This window comes from Pseudomonadota bacterium (assembly GCA_039815145.1).
GTDB lineage: Bacteria > Pseudomonadota > Gammaproteobacteria > Steroidobacterales > JBCBZW01 > JBCBZW01.
In genome coordinates, this window is sequence record JBCBZW010000054.1 from 1 (window position 1) to 13,180 (window position 13,180).

General features: G+C 65.6%; 10 protein-coding genes. 7 read left to right on the forward strand and 3 right to left on the reverse strand.

Going from position 1 to position 13,180, the window contains the following annotated elements; all coding sequences use genetic code 11:
- The 3 genes from acnB to AAF184_14255 form a co-directional block, all read left to right on the forward strand.
- The coding region (acnB, locus tag AAF184_14245) for a bifunctional aconitate hydratase 2/2-methylisocitrate dehydratase (GenBank protein ID MEO0423493.1) at positions 1 to 2,578 on the forward strand (2,578 nt) is incomplete at its 5' end.
- A 236-nt stretch (positions 2,579 to 2,814) separates the two neighbouring features.
- Entirely contained in the window at positions 2,815 to 3,354 is a 540-nt protein-coding gene (locus tag AAF184_14250; protein MEO0423494.1) for a heme NO-binding domain-containing protein, read from the forward strand.
- A gap of 9 nt (positions 3,355 to 3,363) precedes the next feature.
- Positions 3,364 to 5,838, forward strand: a complete 2,475-nt coding sequence (locus AAF184_14255; GenBank protein ID MEO0423495.1) for an EAL domain-containing protein — start codon at positions 3,364 to 3,366, stop codon at positions 5,836 to 5,838.
- Here the strand turns inward: AAF184_14255 and AAF184_14260 are convergent.
- Both AAF184_14260 and AAF184_14265 read right to left on the reverse strand, forming a co-directional pair.
- Entirely contained in the window at positions 5,824 to 6,300 is a 477-nt protein-coding gene (locus tag AAF184_14260) for a response regulator (GenBank protein MEO0423496.1), read from the reverse strand. The two genes, AAF184_14255 and AAF184_14260, sit on opposite strands and share 15 nt — an antisense overlap.
- A gap of 155 nt (positions 6,301 to 6,455) precedes the next feature.
- Positions 6,456 to 7,307: a hypothetical protein gene (locus AAF184_14265; protein ID MEO0423497.1), complete on the reverse strand. Its 852-nt coding sequence runs from the start codon at positions 7,305 to 7,307 to the stop codon at positions 6,456 to 6,458.
- Positions 7,308 to 7,656: 349 nt separating this feature from the next.
- On the opposite strand from AAF184_14265, the gene AAF184_14270 reads away from it, so the two are divergent.
- Positions 7,657 to 8,748, forward strand: a complete 1,092-nt coding sequence (locus AAF184_14270; protein MEO0423498.1) for an alpha/beta hydrolase — start codon at positions 7,657 to 7,659, stop codon at positions 8,746 to 8,748.
- Positions 8,749 to 8,800: 52 nt separating this feature from the next.
- Here AAF184_14270 and AAF184_14275 read toward each other — a convergent pair whose 3' ends face one another.
- Positions 8,801 to 9,961 carry a C1 family peptidase gene (locus AAF184_14275; GenBank protein ID MEO0423499.1) on the reverse strand — a complete coding sequence of 387 codons (1,161 nt, stop codon included), beginning with the start codon at positions 9,959 to 9,961 and terminating at the stop codon, positions 8,801 to 8,803.
- A 180-nt stretch (positions 9,962 to 10,141) separates the two neighbouring features.
- On the opposite strand from AAF184_14275, the gene AAF184_14280 reads away from it, so the two are divergent.
- The 3 genes from AAF184_14280 to AAF184_14290 are packed head-to-tail and all read left to right on the forward strand — an operon-like array spanning position 10,142 to position 13,174.
- A complete protein-coding gene (locus tag AAF184_14280) occupies positions 10,142 to 11,281 on the forward strand; it encodes a hypothetical protein (GenBank protein ID MEO0423500.1) in 1,140 nt (379 codons plus the stop codon).
- Positions 11,278 to 12,360 (forward strand): hypothetical protein, encoded by a 1,083-nt coding sequence (locus AAF184_14285; GenBank protein ID MEO0423501.1) that lies wholly within the window; start codon positions 11,278 to 11,280, stop codon positions 12,358 to 12,360. The genes AAF184_14280 and AAF184_14285 overlap by 4 nt, the downstream gene beginning before the upstream one ends.
- 19 nt (positions 12,361 to 12,379) lie before the next feature.
- On the forward strand, positions 12,380 to 13,174 hold the full coding sequence (locus tag AAF184_14290) for a hypothetical protein (protein MEO0423502.1): 795 nt from the start codon (positions 12,380 to 12,382) through the stop codon (positions 13,172 to 13,174).
- Positions 13,175 to 13,180 lie beyond the last annotated feature (6 nt).

The window sequence follows — 13,180 nt, forward strand, 5'->3', positions numbered from 1 at the left end:
CGAGGAACGTGCCCAACAGGGAATCCCGCCGAAACCCCTGAGCGCGGAGCAAGTCACTGAGCTGGTTGAACTTATCAAGGCGCCGCCGGCCGGCGAGGAGACCTTGCTGCTGGACCTGCTGACGCATCGGGTGCCGCCCGGCGTGGACGATGCCGCCTACGTGAAGGCAGCGTTCCTGGCGGACATCGCCAAGGGCGCCACGGATTGCGGTCTGATAAGCCGCGAGCGCGCGATCGAACTGCTTGGCACCATGCTCGGCGGCTACAACATCATGCCCCTGGTGGAGCTGCTGGACGACGACGCCCTGGGCGCCCTGGCGGGCGAACAGCTCAAGCGCACGCTGCTTATGTTCGACGCCTTCCACGACGTGGCGGAGAAGGCCAAGGCCGGCAACGCCAACGCTGAGGCCGTGATGCAATCCTGGGCCGACGCCGAGTGGTTCACCGCCAAGGACGACGTGCCGGAAGCCATCAAGCTCACCGTCTTCAAGGTCACCGGAGAGACCAACACGGACGACCTCTCCCCCGCCCAGGACGCCTGGTCCCGGCCGGACATCCCCCTGCACTCCCTGGCCATGCTCAAGAACCCGCGCGAGGGCATCACCGATGCCATCCCGCAGATCGAGGAGTTGAAGCAAAAGGGTAATCCCGTGGCCTATGTCGGCGACGTGGTCGGCACCGGCTCCTCGCGCAAGTCCGCCACCAATTCGGTGCTGTGGACCATGGGCGATGACATCCCCTACGTGCCCAACAAGCGCCAGGGCGGCGTGGTGCTCGGCAGCAAGATCGCGCCGATTTTCTTCAATACGGTGGAAGACTCCGGTGCTCTGCCGATCGAAGTGTCCGTGGACAACATGGCCATGGGCGATGTGATCGTGCTCAAGCCCTACGAGGGCAAGGTCGAGAACGAAGCTGGCGAGACGATCGCCGAGTTCAGTCTGAAGACGGACGTGATCCTGGACGAGGTGAAGGCCGGTGGCCGCATCCCCCTGATCATCGGCCGCAGCCTCACCGAACGTGCCCGTGAGGCGCTGGAACTCGGCCCCACGGACGTATTCCGCCGTCCGGTCGATCCTAACGACACGGGCAAGGGCTTCACCCTGGCGCAGAAGATCGTCGGCCGCGCCTGCGGCCTCGGCGAGGGGCAGGGCATCCGCCCCGGCACCTACTGCGAGCCGCGCATGGGCACGGTCGGGTCCCAGGACACCACCGGCCCCATGACCCGCGACGAGCTGAAGGAACTGGCCTGCCTCGGTTTCTCCGCCGACCTCGTCATGCAGAGCTTCTGCCACACGGCGGCGTATCCGAAGCCCGTCGATATCGAAACCCAGCACACGCTGCCGGACTTCATCCAGACCCGCGGCGGCGTGAGCCTGCGCCCGGGCGACGGCATCATCCACAGCTGGCTGAACCGCATGCTGCTGCCGGACCAGGTGGGTACGGGCGGTGACTCGCACACGCGCTTCCCCCTCGGCATCTCCTTCCCGGCGGGCTCGGGCCTGGTCGCCTTCGGTGCGGCCCTCGGCGTGATTCCCCTGGACATGCCCGAGTCGGTGCTGGTGCGCTTCACCGGCGAGATGCAGCCGGGCATCACCCTGCGTGACCTCGTCAACGCCATTCCCTACGCGGCCCTGCAGCGCGGCCTGCTCACGGTGGAGAAGAAGGGCAAGAAGAACGTCTACAACGGCCGCATCCTCGAGATCGAAGGGCTGCCGCACCTCACGGTGGAGCAGGCCTTCGAGCTGTCCGATGCGTCCGCCGAGCGTTCGGCGGGTGGTTGCACGATCAACCTCTCCGAAGAATCCGTGGCTGAGTACCTGCGCTCGAACATCGTGATGCTGCGCTGGATGATCGCCAACGGCTACCGCGACGTGCGCACGCTGGAGCGTCGCGCCCAGGCCATGGAGGCCTGGCTCGAGAACCCGAGCCTCATGCGCGCCGACGCGGACGCGGAGTACGCCGAGGTGATCGAGATCAACATGTCCGAGATCACCGAGCCGCTGCTGGCTTGCCCGAACGACCCCGACGACGTGAAGCCACTCTCGGAGGTGGCCGGCACCAAGATCGACGAGGTGTTCATCGGCTCGTGCATGACCAACATCGGACACTTCCGCGCCGCCGGCAAGCTGCTCGAAGCGGCCAAGGAAGTGATCCCGACGCGCCTGTGGATGGCCCCGCCCACCAAGATGGACGAGCAGCAGCTCATGGAGGAGGGCTTCTACAACACCTACGCCCAGGCTGGAGCGCGCACGGAGATGCCGGGTTGCTCCCTGTGCATGGGCAACCAGGCGCGAATCGCCGCCGGGTCCACCTGTGTCTCCACGTCCACGCGTAACTTCCCCAACCGTTTGGGGCAGGGAGCTAACGTTTTCCTTGCGTCCGCCGAGTTGGCGGCGATCTGCTCCATCCTCGGGCGGATCCCGGAGAAGGACGAGTACCTGGAGTACGCTGGCAAGATCGACTCCATGGCGCCGGAGATCTACAACTACATGAACTTCGACCAGCAGGAGGAGTTCGTGGACGCCGCGGCGCGAGGCAAGGCGATGGCCGCCGAGGTGGCCGAGGCCAAGGCGAGCTGAGCCGAGGCGGTGGCGGGTGCGCGGCGATCGCGTGCCCGCCCACAAAACGCGTACGTCCAGAGACGGCGGGGCCTTGGGTCCCGCCGTTTTTCATTTTGTGTCCTGGGCGGCGGATCGTTAGGCCGCGGGTGCCCCAGTTGGCATAACGGCGGGCCCTGTTCCAACTCCGAGGCGGCGGCCCTAAACCTTGTCTAGTCCAAGCCGATCCCGGAGAGGAGACACTACGGGAGCCGGCGATGTACGGACTGGTCAATAAGGGGATTCGAGACTACGCGCTCACCAGCGGTGGCGAGGATCTCTGGCAACGCATTCGCACCAAGGCCGACTGGGCCGAGGACGACTTCCTCAGTATGCAGGACTACGACGATGCGGTGTCCGTGCGCCTGATCGGGGCGGCGGCCGACGTGTTGGAGACCACGCCAGACGACATCATGCGTGGCTTCGGCCGGCACTGGGTGCTGTTCACGGGGCAGGAGGGCTACGGTCCGCTCATGTCCCTGTCGGGCGCCACCTTGCCCGAGTTTCTGAAGAACCTGGATGCCATGCACGGTCGGCTGAAGAACTCGATGATGGGGTTGAAACCACCGAAGTTCACCTGCACCCAGCTCGATGACACCACCTATGAAGTGTCCTACTTCTCCGAACGCGAGGGGCTGGCGCCGATGGTGGAGGGCTTGCTGAGCGGCCTGGCGGAGCGCTTCGAGGTGGAGGTCACGATCACCTGTGTCGAGGTCAGCGACGCGAAGAACGCTGCGGTCTTCCACCTGGCGCTCTAGGCACCACGCGTGAGCAGTGACGCCTCAGGGCGTACCCTTGCTGAGCTTTTCCCGTTCTGCCTCGAAGTGGACGACGCGCTTGTCGTGCGCGCTTGCGGCGCCTCGGCGCCGAAGCTGTTCGGGGAGTTACTCATCGGTCAGTCGCTGTGGGATCTGGTCGATCCGCCCGACGAAGGTGAGACCCTGAGCTTCGATGCGATCCGGGCCACGGCGGGCGAGCGCTTGGTGTTCCCGCTCAAAGCAGCCGCGGGGCGCCTGCGCGGGCAAGCGCACGCGATCATGCCCAGACGCCTAATGCTGCTGATCACTCCTTGGTTCGACGAGGTGAACGACCTCCTGGCGCTGGGTCTCACCGAATCGGACTTCGCTCCGCACGAAGCGTCCATCGATTTTCTCTTCATGAACCACGCGCGGTCGGTGCAGGCCCAGGAGCAGCTGGCGTTGAACAAACGCTTGCAGAGCACCCTGGCCGAGACGCATCGCCTCGCGGGCCTGGAGCAAGAGCTGAACCGGGGGTTGGCGCTCGCCGCTGACCTGCGCATTCGCATGGAAGGCGGGTGTATCGCTGATCTGGCGATCAACCATGAGAGCCTGACCCCGTTGGCGAGTGAAATCGCCATCGGCGCTTGCCTGTCCACGATGCCCGGTTGGCTGGCGCAGATGCTGTCCGCGAGTCAGCGTGCCCAGGAAGGTGAGGTCACGTCCGACGTACACGTGATCGAGCTCGACGGGGTGTCGCACACGCTGGACCTGCGCGTGTCGGGGGATCCGAACCGCAGCGCCATCATCGTCGGTCGGGATGTCACGGAGGAGCGCGCCGAGCAGGTGCTCCTGCTGCAAACCCTGGAGCATGCCCTGGAGGGGGTGCTGATGGCCGACCAGGACCATCGCATCGTGTTTGCGAACCGGGCGGCCGAGCGCATGTTCGCCTACCGGCGCGAGCAGCTCGTGGGCAAGCCCCTGGACTTCCTGTGCGCGGACGACTCCCTGAGCAAGCTGTCCACGGTGCTTAGCGGCGACATCGCCCTGCGCCGCCGTGACCGCGTGACCCTCACCTGTAACGTCTCGACCTCGCGAGTCCAGCACGGCGAGCGAGAGCTGGTCACCGCGTTCCTCGAGGACGTCACGGAGCGGCGAGCCGCGGAATCGCGTATCGAGTACCAGGCCAGCCACGATCCCCTCACCGGCCTCGCCAACCGGGCTCAGTTCATGCGCAGCTTGGATCGCCTGCTCACCCACAGTCGCGAGCCCCTCGCCGTGGCGCTCATCGACATGGACGACTTCAAGGCCGTGAACGATCTGCACGGGCATGCCGCCGGCGATGAGTTCCTCTGCCGGATCGCCGATCGTATCCAGCGCACGGTGCGGCCAGGGGACGTAGCCTGTCGCCTCGGCGGCGATGAGTTCGCGATCATCCTCGCCGAGGTGACCGGCGCCGAGGAGGCGGAGAAGGCCCTACAGCGCTTGCTAGGTGAACTGTGCGTGCACCTGGACATCGCCGGGGCGTCGTTCGTGCCCAGTGCGAGCGTTGGCGTGGTGGTGACCGCCCCCGGGAATGCGCCCTCCGATGTGTTGCGCCACGCGGACCTCGCCATGTACCAGGCGAAGGCGCGAGGCAAGAATCAAATCGCGCTGTTCACCGAATCGATGCAACGCGAGGTGATCCAGCGCATCGAGTTGCAGCGCAACCTGTCCCTCGCCATCGAACGCGATGAGATCAAGGCCTACTACCAACCCATCGTCGATCTCGAGACCGGTGAGCCGGTAGCGCTCGAAGCCCTCGCCCGCTGGGAGACGGCCGAGGGCAAGGTGATCCCCCCGGGGCAGTTCATCGAGGTGGCGGAGCAGTCGGACCTCATCGTCAGGATCGGTGAGGCCGTGCTCGAGCAGGCGATCGATACGGTGCGCGTGGTGAGAGAGCAGTGGCCGCAGATGCGCGTGAGCGTGAACTTCTCCGCCCGGCACTTCCTCGAGGCCGGTCTCCTCGACTACCTCGATCGGGTGCTGCGTGAGGCTGGCCTGCCGGCATCCGCCCTCACCATGGAACTCACCGAGAGCATGCTGCTGGCAGACCAGAGCGCCGTGCGTGAGCGCTTTGCGGCCCTGCGCGGGCTCGGCCTGCGGATCGCCCTGGACGACTTCGGCACGGGCTACTCGTCCTTGTCCTACCTCGATCGCTTTCGCTTCGATCTGCTGAAGATCGACAAGAGCTTCGTGCGCGGGTTGGCCTCGCGCAGCGTGCGCAAGGAGCTCGCGCAGACCATCGTTGCCGTGGGCGGCATCATCGGCATCGACGTGGTGGCGGAGGGTATCGAAGAGGCCTCTGACGAGGCGATCCTGAAGGAGATGCGCTGCCAGTACGGCCAGGGCTATTTCTACTCCAAGCCCATGCCGCGCGACGCCCTTTCCCTCTACCTCGGGGAGGAGCGCGCTCGCCTCGACGCGGCGACCGGGCGAGCCGAGATCAGGCTAATGAACTCGTAAATCGGCGCGCGAGGACTCAGGCCGCATGTCATTCGGCAGGCGGAGCAGCGCGTGGGCGGGTGTCCAGCGGTCCGGTGCGCAGACCAGCAGTACATCATCGGCCTGCAGTGGCTTGGCGATCACGTGTTTCACCGCCGAGAAGCCGAAGGCGCGTGCCGTGTCTTCGGGGGTAGGAGAGGTCGCGAGGATGGCGACCGTGCCGAGGCACTCCTCCCCCAATTCCTGCGTCACGGTTTCGAGAAAATCGATGCCGTTCAGGCGCGGCATGTGCAGATCGAGGAGCACCACGTCGATCTCCGGTCGCTGCTTGCGTCGAAGAAAGTCCAAGGCCTCGTCGGGATAGAGAAAGCAGACCACCCGTTCGACCAGGCCCGACTTCTCCAGGGCCCGCTGCGCCAGTTTCTGATCGACCAGGCTGTCGTCAACGATCATCGCAGTGAGAGTTGGCGTGGCATGTGTCATCGGGCGGCGAGTCCTCGTCGTGAGGTGGGTGTGAGTGGTGATGCTAGGGCGCCTCACCCCGGCCTAGATGAGAACTGGTTCACAGGTTGCTCCGGCGTTTTGCCCTGATCTAAGGAGCACGACTCATAGGTCGCATCACTGCCGTTTCCGCTCTTTCAGGGCGCGAGCGTGATGATGTCGATTCGGTTGAGGGCAACGTACGGCACTATCAACCGCTTACGCTTGGTATCTACACCAAGGTCGGCGGGTTTGCCGGCCAGAGCGATCGTCATCCGGTCGGCGCCGTTGGAAATGACGTGCAGGCTCTGATCCTGCTGGCTGGCCACGAAGAGCTTGCCGTCCACCAGCTCCAGGCCGTCGAAGTTGCCCCCGCCGTTCAGGGTGGCCACGGTGGAGAAGTCACCGGTGCCCGGTCGCCACGCAGCCACGTGGTCGGCGCCGCTCCAGGGCGCGAGGAGAAAGCCATCGCCGCGTGGCCCGCGGGTGATGCCGTTGGCGCGGAAGGGCGTCTTCGCCGCGATCGTGGCCTTGCCCTCGGCGATGCGGTAGAGCACGGACGTGCCCGTGTCCGTCACGTACAGGTGGCCCCCGTCGTCGGCGGCGATGTCGTTCGGAAAGCCTGGTTCGAAGGCGGCCAGGGAGACGAAGCTCAGGTGCTCGCCCGAGCGTCGATCGAACTCGTGCACGCCCTGTGCATCGGCCACCCACAAGCTAGCGCCTGCGATAAGCATGCCGCGACCGGCGTGGAAGGGGTGCTGCGCGGTGCCCGTCATGAACATGAGGTCGAGGATCTCACCCGAAGGGGAAACCTTGGAGACGAACCCGTTGCTGTCGCCATTGACCTCGCCGTTGAAGTTGGCCACGAAGTAGACGTCCTGCTCGGGGTCGTAGCGCACCGCCTCGGGGCCCTTGAAGCCCTCCACGGAGAGGACGAGTTCGCCGGCCGCGACAGCGGTGGCGGCGAGGGTGAGCAAGCTGGCGATGGCCAGGGCGGCGCGATTGGGCATGGTGAGGGTCCTCATGATGGTGGCCCAGTGTAGGCTGCTGGCCGCGCCTTTCGAGCGGTTTTGCCTGCGGATGGCCGCTTGCCGCCGCAGGGCGCCGGCGGCGGAGACCGTTCGACGGGCCGGATCCCGAGAGCTCGTGCCGAGTCGTGCCGCGGCGTGCTCAACGCGCTACCCCGAGACCTTCGTGTTGCCCCTCTCGCGCGCATGCGTTCGGCGGTCGTGCCGTTCCTTCACGATCAGGTCGCTTCCCAAAGCCACGCGGCCGTTCTCAAAGGGCGGCGGCGCCATTCGGGTGTGCCCTCGTCATCCTCCAGGCGTGCACGTACGCGAACGAAGGAGGTACGCGATGATGAACGCACGACGAAGCCAGCGCCCGTGGGCGGGGCTCACCCTGGCGCTGACATCCCTGCTGGTCGCCCTCGCCGTGGCCCCCGCGGCGGCCGCGGATGGGCTCCTGAACCCACCGTTCTTCCCCGCGGTGAACAGTGAGACCATCGACGGTCGAACGCTCGTCTGGAGCGAGCTGGGCGCCGCCGACGGATTTCCCCTCTTCTTCGCCGTCGGCTTCCCCCACGCCGCCTCGACGGGCGCCGGCGCCCTCTCGCCCCTGGACGAATTCCTGCGCCGAGAGAACGTGCGTCTCATCGCGTTCGAACGCACGGGCGCGACCAACCGGTCTACCTTCGATGTGGACGACACGCTCGACGATTACGTGGCCGACGTCGAGCGCATAACCGCACTGCTAGGTGTGGAGCGCTTCTCCGTGCTGGCGTTCTCGGCCGGTGGGCCAGGGGCCCTCGCTGTTGCCGCCACCTTCCCCGAGCGAGTGCGCAGCGTGCACCTCATGGCCGCGCGGGGCCGCTACGAGGACGCCCTGGCCGAGCGCACCGGAGAGCAAGCGGACTTCGAGGCGCTGATTGACGACCCCCTGGCCTACGCGCCGTTCTACGAGTTCTTTCCGCCGCCGCGCGTGTTTCTGGACCCGAACGACGTGGCGTTTCTCGATGCGAACTTCGGCACCGAATTCGTCGACTTCTACTTCGCGACGGCGATCGAGGAACTCGACCAGAACCCGGAGGGACTCAGTGCGAGTCGGGCCATCGGCTACCAGCCTTGGTCCTTCGCCCTGGGCGACGTGGTAGCGCCCGTGTTCGTCTACCAAGGCTGGGATGACACCTCGATCAAGGCCGAGGGGTATGCGCAGGACACGGCCGCCCGCGTTGGCGGCGCGTCCAGCGTGCGCTTCTACCCTGGGGAGAGTCACTTCGAGGCACACCTCAAGCACGTCGATCAGGTGGTGTTGGATCTGCAGACCTTCGGCCGGCGCCTGATCCTGTGCGTTGCCGACGGCGAAGGGAGGCGCACCGAGCAGGTGCCGGTGCCGCGGGTGGCCAGGCGGCTGCAGGAGGGCGCGACGATCGGCGACTGCGTTTGGCAGTAGCGCCGGTGATGGCCGGACGCTGCCGTGCGGATCGGAAGCGTCCGGCTAGAGGCTACTGCAATCCGTAGTACTGCAGTCCTGCGTCGGTCACCGTTACTGCCTGGACGGCAGCGAAGTCGGCGTTGCTGTTGCTCAGCCAGGTTTCCGTCAGGCAGGCGAAGCCACCGCGGCCCCAGCCCTCACCCCAGCTGTTGGCGGTGATCACGCAGAAGCGCCCCTCGCGCGCCATCGAGTCGGGCAGGCGGATGTACCCGACGAGCAGATTCGCGTGCCCCGACGCGTGCGGCCCCTTGGCCGCGACGTTGTTGCTCGGATCGTGGTATCTCACCAGGCCCTTGTTTCTGCCGTAGGTGGGCGTCAGGCGAAAGCCTGCGACCACGGGCTGGTTGTTGCGCAGCGCGTTCAGCAGTGCCGGTAGGCTGCGCACGGCTTGCAGGGCGCTCGGCTTGGCAAAGCCGTCGCGCGGGCAGTTCTCGAGGGGAGCGTTGGTGATGTTGCGCTCGTCCCTGCGCGGCGAGTACGGGCAGAAGGCCTCTCCCGGGATCGCGCCGAAGCGCTGATTCGCAGATTGCAGCAACCCGCCGACCAGGGTCGAACCGCCGTTGTCGGCGCCGCAGAAAGGGGCGCGTTGGCACGAGGGTTTGGAGATGAAGTAGAAATACTCCTCCGACAGGTCCAACTCCACGCCTTGCTGAATCACGATCGCCTCGAGGGAGCGAACGCCGCTGAAGGCGGCGCAGGTGCCGCGCTGGGCCTGGTCTTTCACGGCATGGTTGAGCGCGTTGGGCAGCACGTGGAACTCGCCCGGGCGCATCGCGTCGAGGTCGACGCGAAAGCTCGCGTAGGTGGCCGCCTGCAGCGACGGATCGGCCCCTTCCAGGGGGATCGCCGCCGCTTCGTAGGCGGCTTGCTTGGGCAGGTATTCGGCGCGCGCCTTGTCCCAGCGCGCCACGGTGCGCTCGTACTCCTCGTCCCACGCCTTCACCGTGTCTTCGAACTCCGCGTCCATCTCGGCCACCATGTCGTCGAAGCTGGCGTCGTCGTCGAAGAAGTCGTCGTCGAAGAAATCATCCTCCCCATCGCTCGGTTTGGGTGCCGGCTGCGGACCCGGCGCCGGGCCAGGTCCAGGGCGAGGCTCAGGGGACGGTGGATCGACCTTGTCCTGGTCCGGGAAGTCGAGGCCCATCTGCTCCAGCATCGCTTGCACGATCATTTGCGACGGCTGGGATAAGGGATACTCTTGCCCCGGGGGTGCGGGGCGGAATTCGCGCGCTGCGTGCGATAATTCCCACGGCAATGCACAACATACAAGACCGCTCACCAGGTAAATCAACAGACGGTGCAACAGCTTATTCCTCGCATAGGTAGCGCTAAGAGCACGTTCCGTGCCTGGGTGCAGTCTACTTTAGCCGCCAGTGGTGCTCTACTCGCCCTGGCGCTGGGATCCGTCGCCGCGTTGGCGGCCCCCCAACCCGTGTACGTGGCGGGCCTTGCGTATCTGGGGGACTACCAGTACGCGGACAGCAACTACGCGCTCGCGCGAGGATTGAATGCCGAGGATCAGGCCCTGGACCGGCACGTTCGAGCAGCGCTGGAGGCGCTTCGACCGACCCACCTGGAGCTGCGCTTCGAGCTGGGGGATCTGGATCGCACGGACACGATCGTCATGGCCATCGCCCTCGATCGCGAACGCGTGAGCCGCGAGCGCTTCGCGTTTCGCCAGGGCTTTCGCACCAAGGTGATCGTGGAGGCATCGCTTCAGATCCTGTTCTACGACCTCGCCACCGGCGCCCTGGTGGACAACGTGCCGGTGAGCGCAGCGATCAATCACGTGTTGCGCGATGAGGATGCGATCGACGCCGAAACGAAGCGCCTCGCTGAGATGCTCTACCTCGGCGACGGTGAGGATCAGGGGCTTCTGGTGCAGGCGACGGCGAAGCTCGCTGCCTTTTCGCCACGGGTGGCGGACGGACTTCGCTACCAACTCGCAAGCTTCACCCTCCACGAGCGTACGCTAGGTGTCTTACCCTCGGGTCAAAGCGCGGATCAGGTGCTGCAGAGTTTCGGCCAGTCCTTCAGCGCTCGCCTCGCCGAGCAGACGCCCGTGAGCGTGATTCCCTTCGCCCGCGGCTACGCGTTCGGCAATCAATTGCCCGGTCGCTTCTCCAACGGGGAGGTGTTCAACCTGCAGCTGCCCGAGCCGGACTACGCCTTTCACGTCGAGCTCAAACGCTTGTCCAAGCACGAGCAGGACGATCAGCTGATCTTCCTGACCCAAGCGTTTCTACGCTTCGTCGAGCCGGTGACGGGACGCGCTCTCGTCGCGGGCGATTACCGCACCCAGGTGCCCAAGCTCGCGAGTGCGGCCAGGATTGAATCTGATGACTGGAGCGCGTATCAAGATGCCGTAGAGGCGCTGTTCGATAGCTGGATCGAACAGCTCAAGGAACCGACTCGCCGCTGGCACACCCAGCACGCGCGAGAGAAAGAGAGTTTCAGTCAATTCCGCAAAGCTGGGGAGCTGTTTCAATGACCTCGAGTGTCGGTGCACCGCGCTACGCCCTCCTTTTCCTGTTGCTCGCCAGCCTGTTGGCGAGCGCGGCCTTCGCGCTCGAGCAAAAGGGGGTGGCCGACCTCGAGGTGGGGCGCAAGCTCGACCGGGAGGAGCGCGCGCAGTTGATCGATGCAGCGCTGCGCAACGCTATCGAGACCTGGGTGGCGGAGAAGCAACCCAGCCAATACGATAACTATAAGCGCGTGAAGGATAGTATCGACGCCGACATCGGCGGTTACGTCCTCTCGCACACGGTCATCAGCGAGGAGTTCGAAAAGCAGCAGCGCACCGCCAAGATGGTGCTACGGGCGAACCTCAACGAGCCGAAGCTCCTCGACACCCTGCTCAGCGCGTCCTCCTTCGTGCGTGAGAGCGCCTACCTCACGTTCGTCTTCGTGGCGCGTGAGCAGGTGGGCACGGTCAACGAATCACGCAAGACTGCCACGCAAGAGAAGTCGCAGACCCAGGGCATCGGCCGCGAGCGCAGCGAGAACGAGGCGTCGCAGACCAAGCGCCAATCGAAGACCACCGGCGTGACCAAGCGCGAGGAGGTGATCGAGGGGCGAGCGCTCTGGGATGTCTCCACCTCCAACGAGGTGGACGCGGCGATGGGCGATATCTTCACCGACGCGCGCTACCTGGTGATTCCAGCCAGCATGGTGGGCGCCGACACGGGTAACACCCTGAACGTGGAGGCCTTCATCGCCGACTACGCCACGGGCCGCGACGTCTCCCCTGCCACCCGTCGCGAAGCCTATCGACGCCTGGCCGGTCTGAAGGGCACGGACGAGGAGATCCAATACCTCGCGATGGGCACCCTCGATGTGGAGTCGAGCAGCATCGACAAGGCCACCGGTAACTACCGGGTGGCCGTGGCCGTGACGGGCGAAGTGCTGTCGATCCTCCAGCGCGGCGCGGCCGTGGCCAAGGTCGGCCCGGACACGAAGATCGGTGAGGGGCCTTCCGAACTGGTGGCCCGCAACAATGCCCTGAAGCTTGCGGCGGAGAGCGTCGCCAGCGACCTGGTGGCCAAGCTCAGTGGCCGCAACATCCGCTGACGTCGTTCAAGGAAGCGCAATGAAGAACATGATGCGTCGGGCCACGGTGGCCCTCGGTGCCGTTTTGCTACTCGCAGGTCCCGCCCATTCGGCCGCGGATTGGGCGAGTGACCCGGTGATGACGGGCGAGAATTGCGAGAACCTCGAGTGGCTGGAGATCGGCACCTTCCTCGAGCGCTACTACTACTCGGGCCTCGCTTACGGCGACAGCAGCGACGCGAGCGGCGCCCGCATGATGCAGCACTACGCGGTGGCGAGTGCACTGATCAATCGCTCTCAGGTGTGCTTGGCGGAAGCGCTGGAGCTGAAGTCCCTGGCCGACGAACTGCGTGAGCAGCAGGCGCTACTCACCGGCGGCACCAGCCTCAGCAAGCGACAGATGAAGCAGAAGCGCAAGCTCACCGACGAGGCGAACGCGGAGATCGAGGAAGCGGCCGAAGCGCTGGAGACGCTGACGCCGGAGCAGCGTGATCGCTTCCAGAAGGGGAGCGCTGCCTACATGGCCGGCACCTACGCCACGGGCAAGCTGTACCAGGCGGTGGAGGGCGTAGTCGGCTCCTCCGTGGACAGCCTGCAGGAGGAGACGAGCTCTAAGTCACGCTTCGGGCTGAATCGGGTGAAACGACTCGCCGGCAAGGCGAAGAACGTGTTCCAGGAAGGCTCGCAGATGAGCGTGGTGTTCCGCGGCCTGAAGGACCACACGGCGAGCCTCTACAAGACCAGTCAGTTCCTGAACGAATACGGCAAGCAGAGGGAACTGGATTTGCCGGAAGACGCGACCGGTCAGCTGGGCGAGGTCGACGACTGGATCTAGCCGAGG

What these genes read in the sequence shown, in the direction of transcription:
- AAF184_14250 (MEO0423494.1), top strand. Translation starts at nt 2,815, where the DNA reads ATGTACGGACTGGTCAATAAGGGGATTCGAGACTACGCGCTCACCAGC.
- AAF184_14260 (MEO0423496.1), bottom strand. Translation starts at nt 6,300, where the DNA reads ATGACACATGCCACGCCAACTCTCACTGCGATGATCGTTGACGACAGC.
- AAF184_14265 (MEO0423497.1), bottom strand. Translation starts at nt 7,307, where the DNA reads ATGCCCAATCGCGCCGCCCTGGCCATCGCCAGCTTGCTCACCCTCGCC.
- AAF184_14270 (MEO0423498.1), top strand. Translation starts at nt 7,657, where the DNA reads ATGAACGCACGACGAAGCCAGCGCCCGTGGGCGGGGCTCACCCTGGCG.
- AAF184_14275 (MEO0423499.1), bottom strand. Translation starts at nt 9,961, where the DNA reads ATGATCGTGCAAGCGATGCTGGAGCAGATGGGCCTCGACTTCCCGGAC.
- AAF184_14285 (MEO0423501.1), top strand. Translation starts at nt 11,278, where the DNA reads ATGACCTCGAGTGTCGGTGCACCGCGCTACGCCCTCCTTTTCCTGTTG.
- AAF184_14290 (MEO0423502.1), top strand. Translation starts at nt 12,380, where the DNA reads ATGAAGAACATGATGCGTCGGGCCACGGTGGCCCTCGGTGCCGTTTTG.